Source organism: Haloglomus irregulare (genome assembly GCF_007421925.1).
Lineage (GTDB): Archaea > Halobacteriota > Halobacteria > Halobacteriales > Haloarculaceae > Haloglomus > Haloglomus irregulare.
Window position 1 is genome coordinate 1 of record NZ_QMDX01000004.1, and the last position, 20013, is coordinate 20013.

General features: G+C 70.8%; 17 protein-coding genes and 1 pseudogene. 7 read left to right on the forward strand and 11 right to left on the reverse strand.

Features of this window, described 5'->3' with window-relative positions; genetic code table 11:
- A partial coding sequence (locus DP107_RS07970) for a hypothetical protein (RefSeq protein WP_202877367.1) occupies positions 1 to 686 on the reverse strand: 686 nt, incomplete at its 3' end.
- Between the two features lie 725 nt (positions 687 to 1411).
- On the opposite strand from DP107_RS07970, the gene DP107_RS07975 reads away from it, so the two are divergent.
- From DP107_RS07975 to DP107_RS07985, 3 genes are all read left to right on the forward strand, one after another.
- Complete coding sequence (locus DP107_RS07975) at positions 1412 to 3814, forward strand: hybrid sensor histidine kinase/response regulator (protein ID WP_144261634.1); 2403 nt, start codon at positions 1412 to 1414, stop codon at positions 3812 to 3814.
- A gap of 559 nt (positions 3815 to 4373) precedes the next feature.
- The gene (locus DP107_RS07980; protein WP_144261635.1) at positions 4374 to 5018 is read left to right on the forward strand and encodes a hypothetical protein; all 645 of its coding nucleotides are present in this window, start codon (positions 4374 to 4376) and stop codon (positions 5016 to 5018) included.
- Between the two features lie 51 nt (positions 5019 to 5069).
- Entirely contained in the window at positions 5070 to 6338 is a 1269-nt protein-coding gene (locus DP107_RS07985; RefSeq protein ID WP_144261636.1) for an outer membrane protein assembly factor BamB family protein, read from the forward strand.
- 214 nt (positions 6339 to 6552) lie between these two features.
- Here DP107_RS07985 and DP107_RS07990 read toward each other — a convergent pair whose 3' ends face one another.
- From DP107_RS07990 to DP107_RS08015, 6 genes are all read right to left on the reverse strand, one after another.
- On the reverse strand, positions 6553 to 7623 hold the full coding sequence (locus DP107_RS07990; protein ID WP_144261637.1) for a dipeptide epimerase: 1071 nt from the start codon (positions 7621 to 7623) through the stop codon (positions 6553 to 6555).
- Entirely contained in the window at positions 7620 to 8702 is a 1083-nt protein-coding gene (locus tag DP107_RS07995) for a DUF1611 domain-containing protein (protein ID WP_238330826.1), read from the reverse strand. The genes DP107_RS07990 and DP107_RS07995 overlap by 4 nt, the downstream gene beginning before the upstream one ends.
- A gap of 62 nt (positions 8703 to 8764) precedes the next feature.
- Entirely contained in the window at positions 8765 to 9655 is an 891-nt protein-coding gene (locus DP107_RS08000) for a Vms1/Ankzf1 family peptidyl-tRNA hydrolase (RefSeq protein WP_144261638.1), read from the reverse strand.
- 51 nt (positions 9656 to 9706) lie between these two features.
- On the reverse strand, positions 9707 to 10090 hold the full coding sequence (locus tag DP107_RS08005; RefSeq protein WP_144261639.1) for a DUF5802 family protein: 384 nt from the start codon (positions 10088 to 10090) through the stop codon (positions 9707 to 9709).
- Positions 10091 to 10212: 122 nt separating this feature from the next.
- Positions 10213 to 11316 (reverse strand): M48 family metalloprotease, encoded by a 1104-nt coding sequence (locus DP107_RS08010; protein WP_144261640.1) that lies wholly within the window; start codon positions 11314 to 11316, stop codon positions 10213 to 10215.
- Between the two features lie 286 nt (positions 11317 to 11602).
- A complete protein-coding gene (locus tag DP107_RS08015) occupies positions 11603 to 13414 on the reverse strand; it encodes a S9 family peptidase (protein WP_144261641.1) in 1812 nt (603 codons plus the stop codon).
- A gap of 172 nt (positions 13415 to 13586) precedes the next feature.
- Between DP107_RS08015 and DP107_RS08020 the strand changes: the two genes are divergently transcribed.
- The 4 genes and pseudogenes from DP107_RS08020 to DP107_RS08035 all read left to right on the forward strand — a co-directional run bounded on the left by DP107_RS08020 (position 13587) and on the right by DP107_RS08035 (position 17379).
- The gene (locus DP107_RS08020; RefSeq protein ID WP_144261642.1) at positions 13587 to 13928 is read left to right on the forward strand and encodes a hypothetical protein; all 342 of its coding nucleotides are present in this window, start codon (positions 13587 to 13589) and stop codon (positions 13926 to 13928) included.
- Positions 13895 to 14500 (forward strand): annotated as a pseudogene (locus DP107_RS08025) (S8 family serine peptidase); the annotation flags it as partial. The gene DP107_RS08020 and the pseudogene DP107_RS08025, both read left to right, overlap by 34 nt.
- Positions 14501 to 14632: 132 nt before the next feature.
- A complete protein-coding gene (locus DP107_RS08030; protein ID WP_144261644.1) occupies positions 14633 to 15745 on the forward strand; it encodes a glycosyltransferase in 1113 nt (370 codons plus the stop codon).
- 89 nt (positions 15746 to 15834) lie between these two features.
- Positions 15835 to 17379 (forward strand): CocE/NonD family hydrolase, encoded by a 1545-nt coding sequence (locus tag DP107_RS08035; RefSeq protein WP_144261645.1) that lies wholly within the window; start codon positions 15835 to 15837, stop codon positions 17377 to 17379.
- 24 nt (positions 17380 to 17403) lie between these two features.
- On the opposite strand, the gene DP107_RS08040 is transcribed toward DP107_RS08035, so the two are convergent.
- The 4 genes from DP107_RS08040 to DP107_RS08055 form a co-directional block, all read right to left on the reverse strand.
- Positions 17404 to 18036 (reverse strand): peptide-methionine (S)-S-oxide reductase MsrA, encoded by a 633-nt coding sequence (locus tag DP107_RS08040; RefSeq protein ID WP_144261646.1) that lies wholly within the window; start codon positions 18034 to 18036, stop codon positions 17404 to 17406.
- A gap of 84 nt (positions 18037 to 18120) precedes the next feature.
- Entirely contained in the window at positions 18121 to 18447 is a 327-nt protein-coding gene (locus DP107_RS08045; RefSeq protein ID WP_144261647.1) for a transcription factor S, read from the reverse strand.
- 39 nt (positions 18448 to 18486) lie between these two features.
- Positions 18487 to 19014, reverse strand: coding sequence for a hypothetical protein (locus DP107_RS08050; protein WP_144261648.1), 528 nt, complete (start codon positions 19012 to 19014; stop codon positions 18487 to 18489).
- Positions 19011 to 19958, reverse strand: a complete 948-nt coding sequence (locus tag DP107_RS08055; protein ID WP_144261649.1) for an FmdB family zinc ribbon protein — start codon at positions 19956 to 19958, stop codon at positions 19011 to 19013. The genes DP107_RS08050 and DP107_RS08055 overlap by 4 nt, the downstream gene beginning before the upstream one ends.
- Between the last annotated feature and the right edge of the window lie 55 nt (positions 19959 to 20013).

Genomic DNA, 20013 nt, shown 5'->3' on the forward strand with positions numbered 1-20013 from the left:
CGAGTTGGGAACCTCTCCGCCGTGGGAGCCCGTCTGTGACGGGAACCCCACGACTGAAGTCGTGGGAGGAAGTCAGCCTCGCGGTAGCGGGCGGCAGCACTCCCCGAATCCGCGAACGGATCGTAGTCATACTCGGCGTACCACACGTGACCGTCGCTCCCGTCCAGCACCGATTCTCGGCGTGTCGAGTCGAACAGGATGGTGTGTGCGCCGGTCGGCGAGTTCCGTCCCCTCCGACGGTCCGTGCGCCGTCTGGGTCGTGCTGAGTCGTTTCCTGACCGGCTGCCACAGGTCGGCGGACGTGACACCGTCGAACGGCCAGTCGACGCCCTGCTGGATGCACGGCGTGCGGATGACGGGAGACCGGACCCACCCTGCCACGAGTCGGCGTTGTACGCGCCGAGACGGTTGTACTCGCGGTCGAATCGCTCGAACAGCACGCGGCCCATCGGCGTCAACAGCTCGTTCTCGTCCTCGGCGACTCGCACGCGCACAGCCGCTTCGCTGGTATCGGTCAGCGACTCGGCCAGCTGCTCGCCGTCGGCGTGATGTGGGCCGGAGTTGAGCACCAGAGTCGCGTGGCCGCCGGGGAACCAGAGCCCCGAAACCGTGATGCCATCCGTCCAGCCAAAGCCCGTCGTCTCGACGTCCCACGCCACGTGAGCGTGGTCCGAATGGTCGAACATCGCGTCCGAACGTGTCGCCAGCGGTGCGTATACTCCTGAGCGTGTAGCTCCCGGAACGTCCGACTACTCCGTTATCAGTGGGCTGTCGGTCTCATAAGAGACTGGAGGACGTCGTAAGTAGCGTAGGCACCTCATTGCGGCATAACATCGTGGATGTGGAACTATTCGGAGAACACGTCGAAACGTCTGAGGAGGCAACCACACTCGGCGACCCCCCGAACTCCCCGGAAAACTGCTCGGGGCGTTCGAAGCCGAACGCCACGGGAGGACCTCTCGAACGTCGGCGCTGGCCCTGGCCGAGATACCGGCTACTTCCACGGACCCGACCACGGGATCGGTATCGCGTCTCCAACTGGACGTCCGTAACCGGCCCGTCTCAAGAGATCATGATCCACGGTCATATGGTTCGTCCCAAGGACGGTTTCTACGCTGTCGATCGATTCGGCCCGTTCGGGGTTCGAAAGGCATCTTCGGTAGTTGGAGCGGTCATCATCCGGGTCTGCAGTACGATCGACGTGATCCTGGCTGTCCCCGTTGGACCTCGGGGCCTGATACGAACCGCGTGCCGAATACCGCGTGCGACCGTAGCGCGATGGGGGTATCAGGGCTACTCGGGTCGGTCATGGCAGGGCATGGATGTGACAACCGGCAGCCAGTATGCGATACCCCTATCTCAAACATTTATTACTCGTATCGTCCAACCGCCGAAGACAGAATAGATCATCATGAGCACAGTTCCGGACGCCATCCACGTCCTTCATGTCGATGACGAGCCGGATTTTGCCGACATGGCCGCGTCGTTCCTCGAACGCGAGGACGAGCGTCTCAGCATCAGAACTGCGACCAGTGCTGAGGCGGGACTGGAGCGGTTGGGCGACGACGAGTTCGACTGTGTCATCTCGGACTACGATATGCCGGGGACGACCGGTATCGAGTTCCTCCGGGCGGTGCGCGACGACTACCCTGATCTCCCGTTCATCCTCTACACCGGCAAGGGGTCGGAGGAGGTCGCCAGCGATGCCATCTCCGCCGGTGTCTCCGACTATCTCCAGAAGGAGACCGGAACCGACCAGTACAGTGTCCTGGCCAACCGCATCACGAATCTCGTCAGTCAGTATCGGGCGATCGCCACCGTCGAGGAGTATGCCAGCCACCGCGAGGAGAGCGAACAGTACCGCCAACAGCTCCTGGAAATCGTCTCCGATACGGCCCTCTCGGACCCCGAGAAGATCGACCGCTTGCTCGCGCTTGGGCGCGACCGACTGGGGGTCGAAAACGGACACCTCGTTATCATCGACGAGGAGACCGACCGGCACGAGGTCGTCAGGATCTCCGGCTCCGAAATCGTTCGAGAGGGTGTCACCGATCTTTCCACTACCTACTGCCGCAAAACGATCCAGTCCGACGGGATACTGGATGTCTACCGGGCTGGTGACCAGGGCTGGGAGGGTGACCCTGCCTACGAGGCGTTCGGCCTGGAGTGCTATATCGGTGGGAAGCTCGGTATGGACGACCGACTGTTCGGCACCCTCTGTTTTGCCGGTGAATGCTCACGCGAACCGTTCACACACAACGAGAAGGCGTTCTTCGAGCTGTTACGGCAGTGGTTCACCCACATGCTCGATCGGAGACGGCGCTTGAACCAAGCCGAGACCATCTTCGAGCACACCCAGGATGCGCTCTTCCTGATCGACGTAGTCGACGAACGGACGTTCACCCTCCAGTCGGTGAACCGTGCCTACGAGGAACTGACTGGAGCCACGGCCGCTGATGTCCAGGGGCGGACACCACAGGACCTGCTGAGTGACGACCAAGCAGCCAACGTGGTAACGAAGTATCAGGAGTGTATCGAGAAGCGCGAACCCATCGAATACGACGAACGACTCACGTTCGGCGAGACGACGAAATGGTGGCATACACGCCTTGCGCCGGTCATCGAGGACGACAACATCGTTCAACTGGCCGGGGCGACCCGTGACATCACGTCACAAACTGAGCGGGAAGCGCGCCTGCAAGCGCTCAACGAGACGAGCCAGGAACTGATGGCCGCGAGCACTCCACAGCAGGTCGCCGAGATTGGCGTCGGGGCGGCGCGGGAGGTCCTGGGGCTGGAGGCGAATGCGGTCCATCTCTACGACGACGAGCGAGACGGCCTCGTGGCACTGGCACAGACGGCACTCAGCGAGGAACTCGTCGGTGAGGCCCCCACGTTCACGGAGGGAGACAGCATCGCGTGGCGCGTCTACGAGACCGGAGAGGCAGTTGCCGTGGACAGCGTCCACGACGACCCGAATATACTGAACCCGGACTCGCCAGTGGAGAGCGAACTCTGTATTCCGATCGGCGACCGAGGAATCCTGCTCAACGCCTCGGAGGAGCCGGAAGCGTTCGATACACAGGACGTCGTCCTCGGAGAGCTGCTAGCTGGCAACATGGCGGCTGCACTCGAGCAGATCGATCGAACCGCACAAGTCCGTATCCGTGAACGGAATCTGGAACGACAGAACGAGCGCCTGGATGAGTTCGCCGGTGTCCTCAGCCACGACCTCCGCAATCCTCTCTCCGTCGCACAGGGCCGTTTGGAACTCCTGGCTGAGGAGTGCACCAGCGACCATACCGAGGCGATCGACCGTGCGCTGACCCGGATCGACGAACTGACGCAGACACTCCTCCAACTGGCCCGTGGGAGCAAGCGAGTGCACGACACGGAGACCGTCGATCTCGCGGAACTGTCGGAGACCTGCTGGCAGAACGTCGAGTCGAGTGACGCGAGTCTCCGTGCGGACGTCGAGCGCACCGTCGAAGCCGACCGGAGCCGGCTGGCACAGTTGCTGGAGAACCTGCTCCGGAACGCCGTCGAACATGGTGGGGACGACGTCGAGATCCGCATCGGCGACCTGTCGGACGGGTTCTTCGTAGCGGACGACGGACCAGGGGTTCCGGCCGACGAGCGCGATGCGGTGTTCGAGTGGGGGTACTCGACACGGAAGGACGGGACCGGGTTCGGGCTGAGTATCGTCAAGACGGTTGCAGAGACCCACGGCTGGACGATTACGGTCACGGAATCCGCCGAGGGTGGCGCGCGGTTCGAACTGACGGGCGTGAGTGGCTCGGGAACGAGCACCTGAGATCGTAAACTGCTCCGCCGGGTTTCGTGGCTCTATCGACTTCCCCGATCGGCATCTGGTGAATCCGCCCTCTGCGTTCGGCACGAGGATGGAAACGTATCACCATCCGGGAGTCCCGACAGAGCCCCCATATTCAACTCCGGACGAACTGGAAACACTCGTCAGTCGCCTGGGTCCGGTTGCGTCCGACGGAGTCGCGCAGGCCCCCGACGGTCCTCAGCCGGGTCGCGATGTCCCGCTCTGAGCCTTCGCCGTTCCTGGGCGGAGCCGTTCCGTGATGGTGGCGCAGTTTCACCCAGTGCTGGTGGACGTCCACCGCATCCACACCCAGCGCTCGGGCCTCGACTCGGAGGCGGCCGTACCACAGGCGGTCGATAAGAGCGTGCGCTATCCGGGGCGGACTCCCCATACCCGAGCCACTCGGGACACTCGAGGGTCGCCCCGGCAACAACGGGCAGGCGTTCCGGCCGGCGAATCTGACTCCGGGCGAAGGACATATACCGGGTAGCGCGTAATCATGCCCAGACATGGCATGCCGGAGCCGGAGGGTGGGAACGGAATGAGCGACTCGAACGATGACCCGTCGGGCGACCACGTCACGGACGCCCTGATGGGCGGGTCGGCGTACGAGCGGCTCCGATTCGAGCGGTACAGCGTCTTCAAGCAGTCCATCCCCCAGAAGATGCACTTCCAGAGCGCCCTCCTGTTCGGGCTGGCGGCGGTGCTTCCCGTGATGGCTGCGCTGCCCGCGGACGTACGGGAGGCACTGAACGCCAACGAGGTCGCGGCCGCGTCACCGCGGGTCATCCTGCTGGGGCTACTCGGCGGCGCCCTCGTCTTCGTCTGTGGGATCGGGCTGGCCACGCTCGGCTTCGCGCGGCTCAAACTCGGCAGTTCCATCACGGAATCGCAAGCGGAGACGATGCTCAACCTCGAGGAGGTCGCCTCGCTCCTCAGCCTCATCATCGGCGGCATCAGCATCGTCCTGACCATCTGCTACGCCCTGATGGCCCACGGTGGGATGGGGACCATCCAGGCCTACGTCCGGACGGTGGGCCGGGACCCGTACGTCGCGAGCGGTTTCGACGTCTCCGTCGTGGCCGTGGCCGCCAGCGCGTTCGTCGGCGGCGTTGCGCTGTTCGTCCTCGCGCAGGCCATCCACCTCCAGTTCCGCCTCAAGCTGGGTGCCGACGCGAACGCGTGACGGCGCCGCGGAGGCGAACAGCGAAGTAGGGGGCCCCAGTTGCTCCCTCCAATGACCGACCGACGGGACAGGTCCACACGTCGGACGTTCCTCCGACTCGGCCTCGGCGCGAGCGCCGCGCTCGCCGGCTGCATCACGCTCGCGGACTCCACCACCGAGAGCGACTCCGGGCCGGCGGCCGCGACGGCGCAGTTCCGCGGTGGCCTGTCGCGCCGGGGCTACCGACCGGACGTGACCGTTCCCGATAGCGTCGCCGTCGACTGGGCCGCACCCGTCAACACCGGGGACCACACCGCGGCGAAAGCGAGTTTCGTCCACGTCCCCCGGGCGGCGGTTCGCCGGGCCACGGGCGAGGACGATGCGGGCGACCGGCTGGTCGTTCCGGGCGACGACGGCCGAGTCCGGGCGTTCACCGCGGACGGTGAGACGGTGTGGAGCGCGGCCATCGAGGCGGCCGCGCGCGGCATCCACGGCACGCCGGCCGTCGCCGGGGGGCGGGTGTACGTCGGCGGGTACGACGGCGCGCTCTACGCCTTCGACCTCGGGTCCGGCGAGCGCGTCTGGCGGCGGAAACTCGGGGACGCCATCGGCTCCTCGCCGGCCTACCACGACGGGACCGTCCACATGGCTGTCGAGTACTACACCCCCAGCGGCGGCGTCTTCGGCGTCGACGCCGCGACCGGCGCCGGGCGGTGGGCCGACCGCCGCCCGACTGACCACCCGCACTCGACCATCGCCATCGACCGCGAGCACGGCCGGCTGGTCGTCGGGGCGAACGACGGGGTCTGTTACGCCTGGGACTACCCCGAGCTCGAGTTCGCGTGGCGGTTCGAGACGGGCGACGCCATCAAGGGTCCCGTGGCGACGTACGACGGTGCCGCCTTCTTCGGCTCCTGGGACCGGAACGTCTACCGCGTCGACCTGGCCGACGGCACCGAGGACTGGGCCGTCGAAACCCGGAACCTGGTGATGAGCGGCCCCGCTATCGACCCGGAGCGGGGCGTCTGCTACGTCGGCAGCCACGACGGGAACTGCTACGCGCTCGATACCGACGGCGGGACCGAGCTGTGGCGCTTCCCCACCGGCGGCCGCATCGTCGGCTGTCCGACGACGACCGGCGACCGCGTCGTCTTCGGCTCGAAGGACCGCTCCTGCTACGCCGTCGACGCACGCGACGGCAGTCCGGTGTGGGAGCAGTCGCTCGACGGCTGGGTGACGAGCACGCCGCTGGTGACCGGCCGCGGGGTGTACGTCACCGAGCGCGCACCACAGGGTGCCGACGGCCCGCCGGGACACGCGTACGCGCTCCGGGAGGCGTGACGGCCGCCGACGGACGGCTCACGCCCGGTAGACGATGGCCATCGCCCCGGGCCCGACCGTCCACCGATGACGGGGGCGGGGCCGAAGCCGGCGGCGACATGGCCGCCAGCAGGGCGACTCCGACCATGGTGACCCGGGGGCCAAGCGAACGCACCTCACATACTCGGGCCCCCACGAGCGACGACTCGGATCCGGATGGGTCGGGTCTCCCGTTTCAGCGCCCGGTGACTCCGCTGCCCCGCTCGACGACCGAGAGGTCCAGCCCCCCGTCCGGCCGGATACCGTCGAACGCGAACGGGTCGGCACCGTCGGCCAGCAGCAGGGAGCCGTCGAGGTCGGCGTAGTCGCAGGCGGGCGCGAGGGCCGCCGCGGCCGCGAGCGACGCGTTCGTCTCCACCATGCAGCCGACCATCACCTCGCAGTCGTGGGCCCGGGCGGCGTGGAGCTGCCGGAGCGCGGGCCACACGCCGCCGGCCTTGTCGAGCTTGACGACGATCACGTCCGACCGGTCGGCCACGTCGGGGACGTCCGCCGCCGTCACGCAGGACTCGTCGGCCGCGACCGGGAGTGACGAGTGCTCGTAAACGAAGCGCAGCCCCTCCCGGTCGCTCGCGGCGACGGGCTGCTCGACGAACGCGACGTCGAAGTCCGCCAGCCAGTGGCTCTTCCGGACGGCCTCGTGGGGGGCCCAGGCCCCGTTGGCGTCGACGCGGAGGCTCGCCTGGGGGGCGCCGTCCCGGACCGCCGCGACCCGCTCGCGGTCGCGGTCCGTGCCGAGCTTCACCTTCAGGTGCTCGAACCCGGCCTCCGCCGCGGCCGCCGCGCGCTCACGCATCGCCTCGGGCGGGGCCAGCCCGACGCTGTAGCAGGACCGGGGCGCACGGTCGGGGTCGTGGCCAAGCAGCGCGTGGAGCGGGCGGTCGACCTGCCGGGCGTGGAGGTCGTGGCAGGCCACGTCGACGGCGGCCCGGGCGGCGGGGTTCCCGCGCACGACGTCGTCGAACGCGGCGTGATGGCGCTGGAGGCGTCCCGGCGGCTCCCCCTCGACGACGGCCAGCAGGTCCGGGAGCACCGTCATCGCGGTGGCGGGCGTGCCGCCGTAATACGCGTCGGGCGCGCCCGCGCCGACGCCCTCACGTCCCTGCCCGTCCGTGAGCCGGACGACGACCGACTCGGCGGTCGCCGTGGTCCCCCGGGAGATACCGAACGGCGCGTCGAGCTCCATCCCGACGGTCTCGACCGACCAGTCGGCGACCCCGTCCCCGTCGCCGTCGGCCCCGGTCATGGCTCCAGATCGGTCGCCTCGACGATGGCGTCGACCAGCGCGTCCGCACCATCGCGGACGGGGTCGGCGGCGGGGACGTCCAGGGCGTCGCCGTACGTCGCGAGCGCCTCGTCGACCCCGTCATCCAGCTCGTGCGTGTCGAGCGCGCCCGCGACCACGCCGGCGGGGGCCACCGGGTCGGCCAACGACTCGTACAGGCTCGCCACCCGCCCGACCGGCGGGATGGCGAACGACTCGTAGCCGTGGACCGCCCCCCGGCCCGCCTGGTGACACAGCACCAGCGCGTCGGGCATCGCCCCGTGGAGGATGCTGGTCGTGACACCGGAGTACGCGGGGTGGACGAGCGAGCCCTGCCCCTCGACGACGAGCAGGTCGCGGTCGGCCGCGGCGGTCACCAGCCGCTCCGTGGCACCGGCGGCGAAGTCCGCGACGGTGCGGTCGATGGCGATGCCCCAGCCGGCCACGAGGATGCCGGTCTGTCCGGTCGGGACCATCGCGGTGTCGATCCCCCGTGCCCGCGCCGCCCGGACGAGTTCGCAGGTCGTCGTCATCTTGCCGGTCGAGCAGTCCGTCCCGACCGTCCCGACGACCGTCGCGTCGACCTCGCGGGCCCGACCGTCGCTCACCGTCAGATCGGCCGGCGGCTCGCGGACGTCGACCAGCCGCGCGCCGTGCTCGGCCGCGAGGTCGACGAACGCGGCGTCGTCGTTGAGCCGGTAGTGGAGCCCCGCGACCACGTCCGCGCCCGCTCGCAGCGCCCGCTCCACGTCCCCGCGCCACGAGCGGTCGAAGCCGCCGCCGATAGGGGCGATACCGATGACGAGCGTGTCGAACGCCGGCGCCTCGTCGGCCCGACCGACGACGGGGACATCCTGCACCCGGTCGTCGGCGACGAGGTCACGGACCGTGTGGTCGCCCGCCCCCGCGAGTTCGCGGTCCAGCACCGCGGCGACGTCGTAGTCGGCGTACCGGAGGACGCCGAGCGCCGTCTTCGCGCGGTCGGGGAACCCCTCGTGTGCCAGGATGGCGACCCGTCCGGGGTCGAACCCGAGCGCCGTCGCCTCGCGCATGTCGCTCATGTGCGACTCGGCGTACCGGCGCCGGATAAGCGCGGGGGCGTGACGGCGGGCCGGCTCCCGGGCTACAGCCCGTAGACCCGCGTTGTCCAGAAGTCGTGGAAGGCGGTGCCAAGCGCCGCCTCCGGCGCGCCCGTCGCGTCCACGGCCGCGACGGCGTCGGCGGGCTCGTCCAGGGCCTCGATGGCCTTCCGGTCGCCGGCGAGGAACAGCCGGTCCACGTCGCCGCGGAGCGTCCGGAGCACCATCCGGCAGTCGTCGAGGTGCTCCCGGACCTGTTCGTCGCGGAGCCGCTCGAACCGGCTCTGGGAGTAGCCGCCCTTCGAGTGCTGGCCCTTCACGTCGCTCTCGAACCCGGAGAAGTCGACGCGCTCGGTCCCCTCGTAGACGCCGACCGCGAACAGGTCCGCCCGCACCAGCGCCAGCGCGTAACGGCCCTGCGGGGCGAACCAGGACCGCTCCAGGGCGACGTGGTCATCCCAGTCGCAGAACGTACCGGGCGGGACCGGCGGGTCGAGCGCCGCCGCCACCAGCCCGGCGTCGTCGGCGACGACGAGACAGGGCGCGGCTCGTCGGGCCAGCGGCGTCCGGTCGCCGAGCGTCCCGATCACCGGCTCCGGGAGCTCGCCGTCGACGTAGGCCGTCAGCACCCCTTCGGCGTCGGTCGCGACCGAACGGAGCCGGTCGAGGACGGTCTCCCGGCGGTCGCCGGCGACGTCCTCCCGGTAGCGGTAGGTGAGGTCGTCGTCGCTTTCGGCCTGCTCCAGCTGGCCCTCTAGATCCGCGATGCGGTCCTCCAGCCGGTTGACGCGCTCCTCGGCCTCCTGCTTGGCCGTCGACGCGTCCGCGCGGCGCTTCTGTTCGGCCTTGAGCTGGTTCCCCAGCCGCTCGTTCTCGTCCTCCAGCTTCGCGATCCGCTTCTTCAGCTCCGTCTTCCCCAGGAGACTATCGAGCATACGGCATCGCATGTGCCGACGGGGCCTAAACCCGGGTGGTCGGGAAGGGGGTCAGACGCCCATCGTCGGCGTCTCCTCCTCCATGTTGAGGAGTTGCTCGGCGCGCTCGCGCTTGGCCAGCAGCACCTCCGTCAGCGTCGGCAGGTTGCGCAGCCGCGTCGCGTCCAGCCAGTCCTCCGGCAGCGCCACCGTCCGCTCGGGGACCCCTTCGGCCCCGTGGACGGGGACGTGCGTGCCGCCGATCCGCATCACCAGCGGCTGCTCCGGCGTCGGTCCACCACCCTCGCTCGCGTCCTCGCCGGCCGACCCCTCGGCCGTGTACAGCTGCTCCGAGACGTGCTCGTGCTGCTCGCGGTGCATCGCCGGCCGCGCGCCGGCGCGGGGCTCCACGTACAGTCGGCCCAGGTAGTACCCGCTCGAGAACTGTGCGAACATCTCGTGTGGAATGTCAACTGGTACCACGAATAAAGCTTCCGGGGAGATCGATACTGAACTGCCGGCCGCGGAGGGGACCGCCGACGCCTGCCCGACGACCGTCCGACGCGCGGGTCCGCCGGTCAGTCGTCGCCCGGGTCCGGGGCGACGCCCGGGCCGACGGCCCCGCCCCGCTCGCGGAGTCGCCGCACCCGGTCGCCGGTCGCGGGGTGGAGCGACAGGGGGCCGCCGCCGTCGCGGAGGGTCCCGCCCGCCGCCAGCCGCTCCAGCGCCCGCGCCATCGACTCGGCTCCGACCGCCGCGGCCGCCCGCCGGTCGGCGTCGAACTCGGTCCATCGGACGAGCCACAGCAGCCCGAGCACGGCGGGGGCCAGCAGTGCGAGTCCGGTGACGAAGGCCCCGGGGACCGACGCCGCGGTCGCGCCGAGCCAGGGCAGCAGGAACCCCGCGGCCGCGCCCAGTCGCAGCGGCACGTGCCGCCGCCGGTGGTGGCCGAGTTCGTGCGCGACGACCGCGGCCGCCTCCTCGGGCGCCAGCGCCCACAGCACCCGCTCGGTGACGAACACGACGCGGCCGCCCGGGACCGGGAGCACCCCGGCGGCGAGCGCCGTCGCCGGCCCGTCGCGCCCCAGCGCGAGGACCCGGACCCGGACGCCGTCGGGGGTCACCGAGCCGGCCGCCGACCCTTCGCTCCCCCCGCGCTCGTCCAGCAGCGGGGCCAGTGCCGCTCGCTCGTCCGGCCGCAGGCCGCGCGTGGGTGTCAGCCGCGGGACCAGCACCGGCGGGAGCGCGGCCATCCCGACCCCGAGTGCCGCGACGCCGGCGACCAGCCACCAGCTCGTCGGCAACAGCGGTGCCGAGAGCGACAGCGCAAGCGCCGGGCCGACGAGCGCCCCGTAGCCAGCCACGAACCGGCGGGCGCGGCCCCCGCCGGCGACGTGGGTCGCGAGCGCCGTGACCGCCACCGGCCCGAGGACGGTCGCTCCGGTCGCCAGCGTCTCCGGCCAGTCCCCGCCGACGGCCATCGCCGCGATACCCTCTACCGCCGTGGCGAACCCGGCCACAAGCGCCCACAGCGCCGCCGTCAGTCCCGCCAGAGCGACCACGAGCGGCCGGCGGAGCGGTCCCCGGACGAACGCCCCTCGCCCCGCCAGCGACCCCGCCAGCACCGCCCAGCCGGTCGCGAGCACGGCGTGGCCGAGCAGGGCCGGGAGCAGCGAGCGCACGGCACACGGTACGGGTGTGTGGATTGTCAACTTTCGGTGGCCGGCGCGGGGACCGGATGACTGTACTCCGGCCCGGGGCTCACCGACAGTTCACGAGCCGGTGTCCGCGTTCGAGGGCGCCCACCGAGGGCCGCGCGGGCCGAGGTGGACCGGGGACGCCGTGGCCGCCACCGTCATCCCGGGGGTTAGCAGGCGGTTACTCGGGCGCATAAAACGATAATCAGATGTATTGCTGCCGAAGGTCACGGTCAGAAGTCACGTCCAACCGATAACTGAGTTATGCCCGCTACAGTCGGACGTGCTCGTCGAGGAAGTCGACCACCCGCGTGTAGGCCTCGATGCGGTTCTCCAGCTTCGAGATGCCGTGGCCCTCGTCCTCGAAGACGAGCTTCTCGACCGGGACGTGCTCGCCGGCCTCCCCGGCGATCTGCTCGGCCTCCCCGACGGGGACGCGCGGGTCGTTCGCGCCGTGGAGGACGAACAGCGGCGCGGAGATGGCCTCGATGTTGTTGATGGGGCTGATGGACTCGAGGAACTCGCGGTCCTCCGCCAGCGAGCCGTACTCGGCCTCACGGAGTTCGCGGCGCCAGGCGCCGGTGTTCTCCAGGAACGTGACGAAATTGGCGATGCCGACTATGTCGACGCCGGCGGCCCAGAGGTCGGGATACTCCGTGAGCGCGGCGAGGACCATGAAGCCGCCGTAGGAGCCGCCGAGCGCGGCGATGCGGTCGGGGTCGACGGCGGGGTGGTCGTGGAGCCACTTGACGCCGGCGCGGAGGTCCCTCACCGAGTCCATCCGGTTGCGGACGTCGTCGGCGCGGGTGTACTCCTCCCCGTAGCCGGTGGAGCCCCGGACGTTGGGCTCGAAGACGGCGTAGCCACGGGAGACGAAGTACTGGCCCAGCGCGTAGAACGAGGGCCGGCGCTGGCTCTCGGGGCCGCCGTGGATGTCGACGACAACGGGGACCTCGCCGGCGCGCTCGTCGGCGTCGGCGGGGAGGGTGAGGAAGCCGGGGACCTCCAGCCCGTCGAAGCTCTCGAAGTGGATCAGGTCGCGGTCGCGGAAGCTCTCCCGGGGGATGCCGGCGGTGTTCGCGGCAGTCCAGCGCCCGCGCTCGCCCGTGTCGGCGTCGAGGACGTGGACGTTGGTGTTGGTCGTCGTGCCAGTGACGGTCACGGCGAAGCTGTCGGCGTCGTCGTCGAAGCTGACGCCGCCGGCGACCGCGCGGGGGAGTTCCGGCGCCGGCCGCTCCTCGATGGTGGTCGGGCCCGTCAGGTCGCCGACGGTCAGCTCGGTGTAGCCGTCGACGTTCCGGGAGTAGACCAGCCGCCCCGTCTCGTCGTCCAGCGCGACGCCGTCGACGTTCCAGTCCTCGTCCACGACCAGACGCTCGGTCTCGAGCGTCTCCAGATCCAGTCGCGCCAGGTACAGCGTGTCGTGACCGTCGTCGGTGACGAGGTAGAGCGCGTCGCCGTCCGGGCCGAAGTTCGCGCTGCGGTAGCGCACGTCGCCCTCGTGCGGGGTGAGATGCCGGAGGTCGCCGCTCGTCAGGTCGAGCGTGTAGAGGTCCTGGTCGAAGTTCGAGTACGCCTCGCTCACCAGCAGCCGGTCGTCGTCGGGCGACCAACCGCCGACGGAGAGCCAGCCGTCGCCCTCGTGGTGCAGCGTCGCCTCGGCACCGGTCTCGTCGCGCCCCTGCGTGTAGACGTCGAAGACGGCCTCGTCGCGCCGGTTCGAGGTGAACGCGAACCGGTCGCCGTCGTGGCTCCAGCCACCCCACCGGTGTTTGGCCTCCGGACGTCCCGTCAGGTCGGTCACGACGCCGGTCTCGTCGTCGAGCAGGTGGAGCTGGAGCCGCTCGTTGCCGCCCTCGTCCATCCCGAAGACGAGTTCGGGCCGCTCGGGGGACCACGTCACGAACGACACCGGCTCGTCGTAGAACGTCCGCTGCTGGGGCCAGCCACGGGGCTCGTCCATCGTCCACACCTGCGCCGTCCCGGTGGTATCCATCAGGAAGGCGAGCCGTCCGTCGGGCGCCAGCGACGCGCCGTAGGCACTCCGGACGTTCAGGTACCGCTCCAGGTCGTACTCGTGCATGGATACGATCAGGGCCGGGCGCCGCATAGCGTTTGGTGTCCCCGACGTGCGCCCCGGCGACGCGTGGGCCGCGTGGGCGTGTCCCCTGATTGCGCGGTTAATGCAAGGACCGACACGGATACCCGGCAGCGATCCCAGGTTCGGTCGGTGCGTACCCGGATTCGCTTCCAGGATGTCCTACGAGGACCCGGAGAACACGACGGGGTCGGGCGACGGTCTCGGCCGTCGCAACGTGCTGCGAACCGCCGGCGTCGGACTGGTCAGCACGGGGCTGCTGCCTGCGACGGGGGCGGCCCGCGACGCCACGGTCGACACCGCGGCCGCACCGACGGACGGCGAGGGTGACCCGTCGCCGACGGCGGTTCTGACGCTCGACCCGAGCGCCCCGGAGCCGGACGGGACGGTGACGCTGGACGGGCCGGGGTCGTCGCGACCCACGCCGTCGCCAACTACCCGGGAACGCCGACCGGCGGGGCCGACAGCGCCTCGGCGGCGCCGGAGGCCGTCTCCGTGACCCGGACCAACTACCTCTCCGGCATCGCCGTCTCGTCTTCGGGCGGGAGCACCGTCGTCACCGACGACGGGGAGGGCTTCCGCGGCCCGGACGTCGCCGCCTACGGGCGGACCGAGGTCGCGGCGGAGGCCAGGACCGACACGGACGAGGACGGCACGTTCGGCGGGGTCAACGGCTACACGAAGTTGACCGGGACCCCGATGGCCGCGCCCTCGACCTGTGGGCTCGCGGGCCTCGTGATGCAGGCGATGGAGGAGGACGGCCCCGCGGGGCTGGACCTGCCGAGTCCCGAGGGCCTGTACGCGAACGATATGGACGACCGGGACCGCCTGGCCTGGACGCTCCGCGCGAAGGCCGCGCTGCTGGGGACCACCACCGCGTTCAACGCGCTGCCCTGGCACGGGGACCAGGTGCCGGCCTACACGCCCGGCCAGCGCGATCCGTACGAGGGCTTCGGGCGGCTCAGCCACGGCGCCGCCGTCGACGCCGTCTCCCGCGACCTCGCCACCGGGGGGGACACCGTCGAACTGCTGGGGCTGGACGTCCCCGACGACGAGCAGGCCGCCGGCTAGATAACCGGCGCCGGCAGCTACGAGGTGAGCGTCGACGCGTTGGGCTACGAGGGGTCGACTCGACACCCGGGTCCGGGCGGCCGCCGTCGTCCCGCCGCCGCCTTTTTCATCCGACTGCCCGCTTCTGCGAGTATGCAGGTCGCCGTGGTCGCGCCGGAGCTGCGGCTCGTCACTGGCGCCGACGAGGAGCGGGCCGTCGCGCGCGTCGCCCGGACGGCGCGGGGACTCGTCGCGCGCGGCCACGACGTGACCGTCTACGGGATGGGCTGGCAGGGCGAGGGGTCCGACCGGGCACGCACCCGCGAGCGCGACGGCGTCACCTACCACTCCGTCACCATCCTGCCGAACGACGACTTCTACTATCCCCGGCTGTCGGCGCGGCTCGCCCGGACCCGGCCCGACGTGGTCCATGCGGTCGGCGGCCCGGCGGCCGTACTCTCGGGACGGGCCGGCGCGGCCCTCGCCCGCGCCCCGCTGGTGGTCGACTGGTTCGGCGAGGCCCCGCCGGAGGGGCGGCTCGTCGGGCCGGCGTTGCGGGCGGCGGCGCGGGTCGCGACCCCTTCGGAACTCGTCCGGACCCGCGTCCGCGAGCGCGGCGTGAGCGAGGGCCGCGCGACGGTCGTCCCGGAGGCCATCGACATGGCGCGTGTCCGGGCGGCCGAGCCGGTCGCCGACCCGCCGGACGTGGTGGCCGCGACGCCGCTCGAGGATACCGCCAACCTGGAGAGCGTCCTCCTCGCGCTGGCGGAGCTCCGGGACCGCGACTGGCACGCGACCGTCGTCGGGGACGGCCCTCGGCGCGCGGCGTACGAGGCCCAGGCGGCCGACCTCTCCATCGACGGGCGCGTGACGTTCGCGGGCGAGACCCCGCTCGACGAGCGGCTCTCGCTCTACCGGGGAGCCCACGTCTTCTGTCAGACCGCCCGCGACGAGGTGTTCGCCACGGAGCTGTTGTGGGCGCTCGCCTGCGGCTGTGTCGGCGTCGTGGAGTACCAGGCCGACTCGGCGGCCCACGAACTGGTCGAGCGCCGGGAGCGGGGGTTCCGCGTCTCCACGCCCGAGGGGATCTCCGAGCGCATCGCGGCGGCCGGCGCCTACCCGCAGTGGGACCTCGACGAGTCGGTGGCCGCGTACGACGAGGGGGCGGTCGCGGGCCGGTGGCTCGACTGCTACAGTGCGGCCGGCGCCCCCGACGAGACGGCCGAGGCCCCGGAGCCGACCCCCCACCCGGACGCGGAGCAGTGAGGGCGGCCATACTCCCGGAGGGAGCGACCCCGGCCCACGAACGGTCGGTTCCGCGTTAACTATATGTTCAGTCGGCAAGAGGCCGGAACGTGACAGCTAGTGACGGACTCTCACGACGTTCACTGCTGCGTGGAATCGGCGCGACCGGTGCGGCGCTGTTCGCCGGGGTCGACCCGGTACTCGCGGCGGTCCAGGACGAGGGCCGACCGGAGGGCGAGTTCGCCGTCTCGGTCACCGACCCGCTCGAGATCGAGTCCGAGGACGGGACGACCATCGTCGCCACGCTGTACGAACCGGACGCGGACGGCGAGCGCGCGGCGGTCCTGACGACGCACGGCTGGGGCGGGACCCGGGCCGACCGCGAGCCACTGGCGCGGTTCTACGCCAGCCACGGTTACGTCGTCCTCGCGTACGACTCGCGCGGGTTCGGTGAATCCGGCGGACGGGTGGACGTGGACGGCCCGAACGAGGTCGCCGACGCGCAGGCGCTGCTCACTTGGCTCGCCGGCCGGTCGAACGTCCGGACCGACGGTGCGGAGGATCCCCGGGTGGCGATGGACGGCTTCTCCTACGGCGCCGGGATCCAGCTCAACACCGCCGCCGTCGACGACCGCATCGACGCGCTGGTCCCCCGCTGGGCCTGGCACGACCTCGGGTACTCGAACGCGCCGAACGGCGTCCTCAAGTCCGGCTGGGCCGGGCCGCTGTTCGTCTCCGGCCGGGAGAACGGCTCCCTCTCGCCGGAGTTCCTCGAACTCGCCGGGCCGGCGCTCCGGTCCGGCGAGCCCAGCGAGGCGCTGTTGTCCTACTACCGCGAGCGGTCGCCGGTCTCGAAGATCGACGACATCACCACCCCGACGCTCACGATCTCGGGCTGGCACGACCGCCTCTTCTGGCCGAACGAGGCGCTGTTGAACTGGGCGGGGATCGCCGACAACGGCGTCGACAGCCGCCTGCTGCTGTACGACGGCGGCCACGACTTCGAGGGCGCACCCTCCACACCCGTCCAGAGCAGCTACATCAGCGACGCCGTGCTCTCGTGGCTCGACACCTACCTCCGGGACGGCGACGATGCCGACGACCTCGCGCGGGTCAGCACCTATCGCGCGGCCTCGGACAGCTTCGAGACGGGCGAGCGGTTCCCGCCCGAGGGGTTCGAACGCGAGTCCTTCGCGCTCGGCGACGCCGTCGACGCGCCGGTGTTCATGCTCGGCAACGGGACGCGGTACGGGGCCGAGACCCTCTCCTTCGACTTCACCGTCGATACCGGGACGGAGATAGCCGGCGTGCCGCGGCTCTCGCTCCCGGTGACGGCGGCCGGCGGCGACGCCAACGTGTTCGCCGCGCTGCAGCGGGTCGACGCCGACGGGAACACCACACTGCTGAAGGACCAGGTCGCCGCCGCGTCGCCCGAGGGCAGCGAGACGCTCGAACTCGACCTCGTCGCCGTCGAGACGACGCTCGCCCCGGGGGAGTCGCTCCGGCTCACCCTCACGTTGCGGGACGGCGAACTGGTTGACGTCCCCATCCCGGGCGTGGCCAGCGACCTGTTCGAGGAGTCAGAGACCCCCGAGTTCCTGTTCGTCGGTGTGAACGAGGACGCCGCACTGGAGGCCCCCGTCAGACGGGCGTAGAGGCGGCGCTCCGCTGGGTCGACCTCACCGACCGCCGACGGTCCGCTCGAAAGCCGTCGCCAGGTCGTCGCCGTCGGGGAGATCGTTCCCAGCGGCCACCCCGTTGAGCTTCGCGGCGGCCGGGGACTCCCGGAGCGCCGCGTCGTCGTAGCCCGCGTCCTCGAAGGCACCCGACAGCGACGGGTCCGAGCGGAGACTGTACTTCTGGTGGTAGTCCTCGGCGGGATAGAACCGCGAGAGCCGCTCGACACGCGTCGCGATGGCCTCGGGGTCGAGCCCCACGTCCGCGAGGTACTCGTGCAGGACCTCCCGTTGCGCGGCCGATCCGGCGAAGAGGACGTTCTGGTACTGGGTCTTCCGGACCTCGCGCCTAGGGTCGTGGCTCCGCGCGGCGACGGCCACCAGGTCGCGGAACGAGCACCGGTCGGGGTCGTAGTCGACCTGCAGCACCTCCGTGTGGTCGCCCAGCGCGTGGTACGTCGGGTCGACCTTCGTGCCACCGGCGTAGCCGACCCGGGTCCTGACGGCACCCTCTATCGCCCCGAACTGCGCGTCCGGCCCCCAGAAGCAGCCGAGGCCGAAGGTCGCCGTCTCCGTCGCCTCCGGGGCCGGTGCCGCCGCGTCGTACTCGCGGATGAGCGTCGGTGTGATGGTCACTATCCACGGTAGACGCTCACCGAGTTTCAGCGTGACGCCACTACACCGGGGTGGTGGCCGGCCCCCGCCGGCCGGCGTCGCGCCTCAGTTGTACTCCCGCCAGCGGTTACCACACTCCTTGCACTTGAAGAACCGTGTCGGCGGCTCGTCGGCCGACCCGGTCTGCTTGATGCTGTACCAGGCGGCGGTGTGGTCACACTCGTCGCAGTGGACGCTGTCGTCGGTCGGCTTCCCCTCGAACTCGGCGCCCGCCTCCGTCTCGATGACGTCGTTCGTCGACTGCTCCTCGGTGGAGACGAACTCGGCGGCCCGCTCGGCGTCGCGGGTCTGACGGGCCCCGCAGGACGAGCAGACCATCTCGCCGTCCTCGGCGTGCATCAGCGAGCCGCAGTCGTCACAGAACTCGACCATACCGGAGGGACGTGGCGGGGGCGGAAAAGCGGCCCCGGTTCAGTCGTCCTCGCCCGACTCCGCCGTCGTCGGGTCGCCGGGTTCCAGTTCCGGCTCGCTGCGGCCGGCGATGGCGCTGATGTCGCTGTGCTCGCGGCGGGCCACGACGGGGCAGTTCCGCATCTTGAACCGCTCCGTGTCCACCAGTTCGACGATCTCGCCGTCCGGGAAGCCACAGGCGACGTTCGGCGGGTCCGAGAAGTACTCGCACTGCTCGCAGTAGGCTCGCTTCCTGACTACTGTCTCCCCACTCGTGGGCGCGTCCTCCCCCTCGAGAGGGGCGCTCCCGGCGTCGAACTCCGGGCCCGTGTCCGGCTCACTCGCCCCGGCCGTCGCCGACCCTTCGAGTTCCGCCCAGACGTCCTCGTCGTCCACCCCGTCGGTCTCGACCTCGGTGAACAGCGCATCCTCCGGGGCGTCGGCCCCGCCCGTGCCGTCGTCGAGGTCGAACTCCGAGAAGGGGTCGTCCCCGGTCTCGACGTCGGCGTACGGGTCCGCCTCCTCCTCGACGGTGTCGTCGTCGCTCATCGGTCCCCCCCGTCCGTGCTCACCGCGCCGTCACCGCCCCCCCCGGGGTCGACCCCGGACCCCTCGTCCGTGCCGAGGTCGGACAGCTCCGAGCCGACCCCCCCGTCGTCGACCGCGCCCCCGTCGGGCTCGGTGCCGCCGCGTTCACCGGGTCCGACCAGTCGCGGCGGGGACCCGAACACTCCGCCCGAGCCCTCGACGAGCCCGCCGAAGGGGCTTCGGCAGTGCGGACATTCGGCCTCCGGCAGCAGACCGATGCTGACCGTCTCGCCACAGCTCTCACATCTCGCCTCGTCGGCGCCCCGCCGCGCCGCGGCGCGCTTGATCTCCATCAGCGTCTCGTCACCGACGTCGTCCGGGGCGTCACGGAGCCGCACGACGACCCGGGCCAGCGTGTCCAGCTTGCCTTCGAGGTCGCTCACCCGTGCCGCGAGGTCGTCCCCCTCGCCCGTCTCCTGGAGCTTCTGTATCTCGGCCCGGACCTCGCCCAGGCCGGCCGCCAGCTCGTCGAGCCGTTCGAACGCCTCGTGGTCGTGGTCGGCCGAAGCCTTCCCACCGACCTCGCCCTTGAGCTGGACGACCCGGCGGCGGACGTCATCGAGCTTCTCATCGAACTCCGCCTCGAGCGCGTCGGCGCGTTCGCTCATCCGGGTCTCCGCCTGCCGGATGATGGCGTCCTCATCGACCGTGGCTCCCGCGAGGGCGTCCTCGACCTCCCCGCGGACGGCCTCCTCGACGTCGACGGCGTCCTCATCGATGGTGTCGGCCAGTTCGGCGGCGGTCCCGTCGTCGGCGTCGGCGGCGACCCGGTAGCTCCCGACGAGCTGCAGCACCAGCTCCGACTCGTCCACGTCAAGTTCCGCGGCGCGGTCGGCGAGCCACTCGTCGAGGGCCGCCGGGAGATCCAGCGAGAGCGTGCGCCCCTCGGTCGACTCGGAGTCCATTACCCGGTCTTTGCCGCTGGCCCCATTAAAACGTTCCTCCGCCGCTCTCCGGGTA

Bases quoted from the DNA above. Each gene is read 5' to 3' on its own strand.
- DP107_RS08020 (WP_144261642.1), top strand. From the start codon at position 13,587: ATGTCCTACGAGGACCCGGAGAACACGACGGGGTCGGGCGACGGTCTC.
- DP107_RS08005 (WP_144261639.1), bottom strand. From the start codon at position 10,090: ATGTTCGCACAGTTCTCGAGCGGGTACTACCTGGGCCGACTGTACGTG.
- DP107_RS08000 (WP_144261638.1), bottom strand. From the start codon at position 9,655: ATGCTCGATAGTCTCCTGGGGAAGACGGAGCTGAAGAAGCGGATCGCG.
- DP107_RS07990 (WP_144261637.1), bottom strand. From the start codon at position 7,623: ATGACCGGGGCCGACGGCGACGGGGACGGGGTCGCCGACTGGTCGGTC.
- DP107_RS07985 (WP_144261636.1), top strand. From the start codon at position 5,070: ATGACCGACCGACGGGACAGGTCCACACGTCGGACGTTCCTCCGACTC.
- DP107_RS07975 (WP_144261634.1), top strand. From the start codon at position 1,412: ATGAGCACAGTTCCGGACGCCATCCACGTCCTTCATGTCGATGACGAG.
- DP107_RS07995 (WP_238330826.1), bottom strand. From the start codon at position 8,702: ATGAGCGACATGCGCGAGGCGACGGCGCTCGGGTTCGACCCCGGACGG.
- DP107_RS08045 (WP_144261647.1), bottom strand. From the start codon at position 18,447: ATGGTCGAGTTCTGTGACGACTGCGGCTCGCTGATGCACGCCGAGGAC.
- DP107_RS08055 (WP_144261649.1), bottom strand. From the start codon at position 19,958: ATGGACTCCGAGTCGACCGAGGGGCGCACGCTCTCGCTGGATCTCCCG.
- DP107_RS07980 (WP_144261635.1), top strand. From the start codon at position 4,374: ATGAGCGACTCGAACGATGACCCGTCGGGCGACCACGTCACGGACGCC.
- DP107_RS08050 (WP_144261648.1), bottom strand. From the start codon at position 19,014: ATGAGCGACGACGACACCGTCGAGGAGGAGGCGGACCCGTACGCCGAC.
- DP107_RS08015 (WP_144261641.1), bottom strand. From the start codon at position 13,414: ATGCACGAGTACGACCTGGAGCGGTACCTGAACGTCCGGAGTGCCTAC.
- DP107_RS08030 (WP_144261644.1), top strand. From the start codon at position 14,633: ATGCAGGTCGCCGTGGTCGCGCCGGAGCTGCGGCTCGTCACTGGCGCC.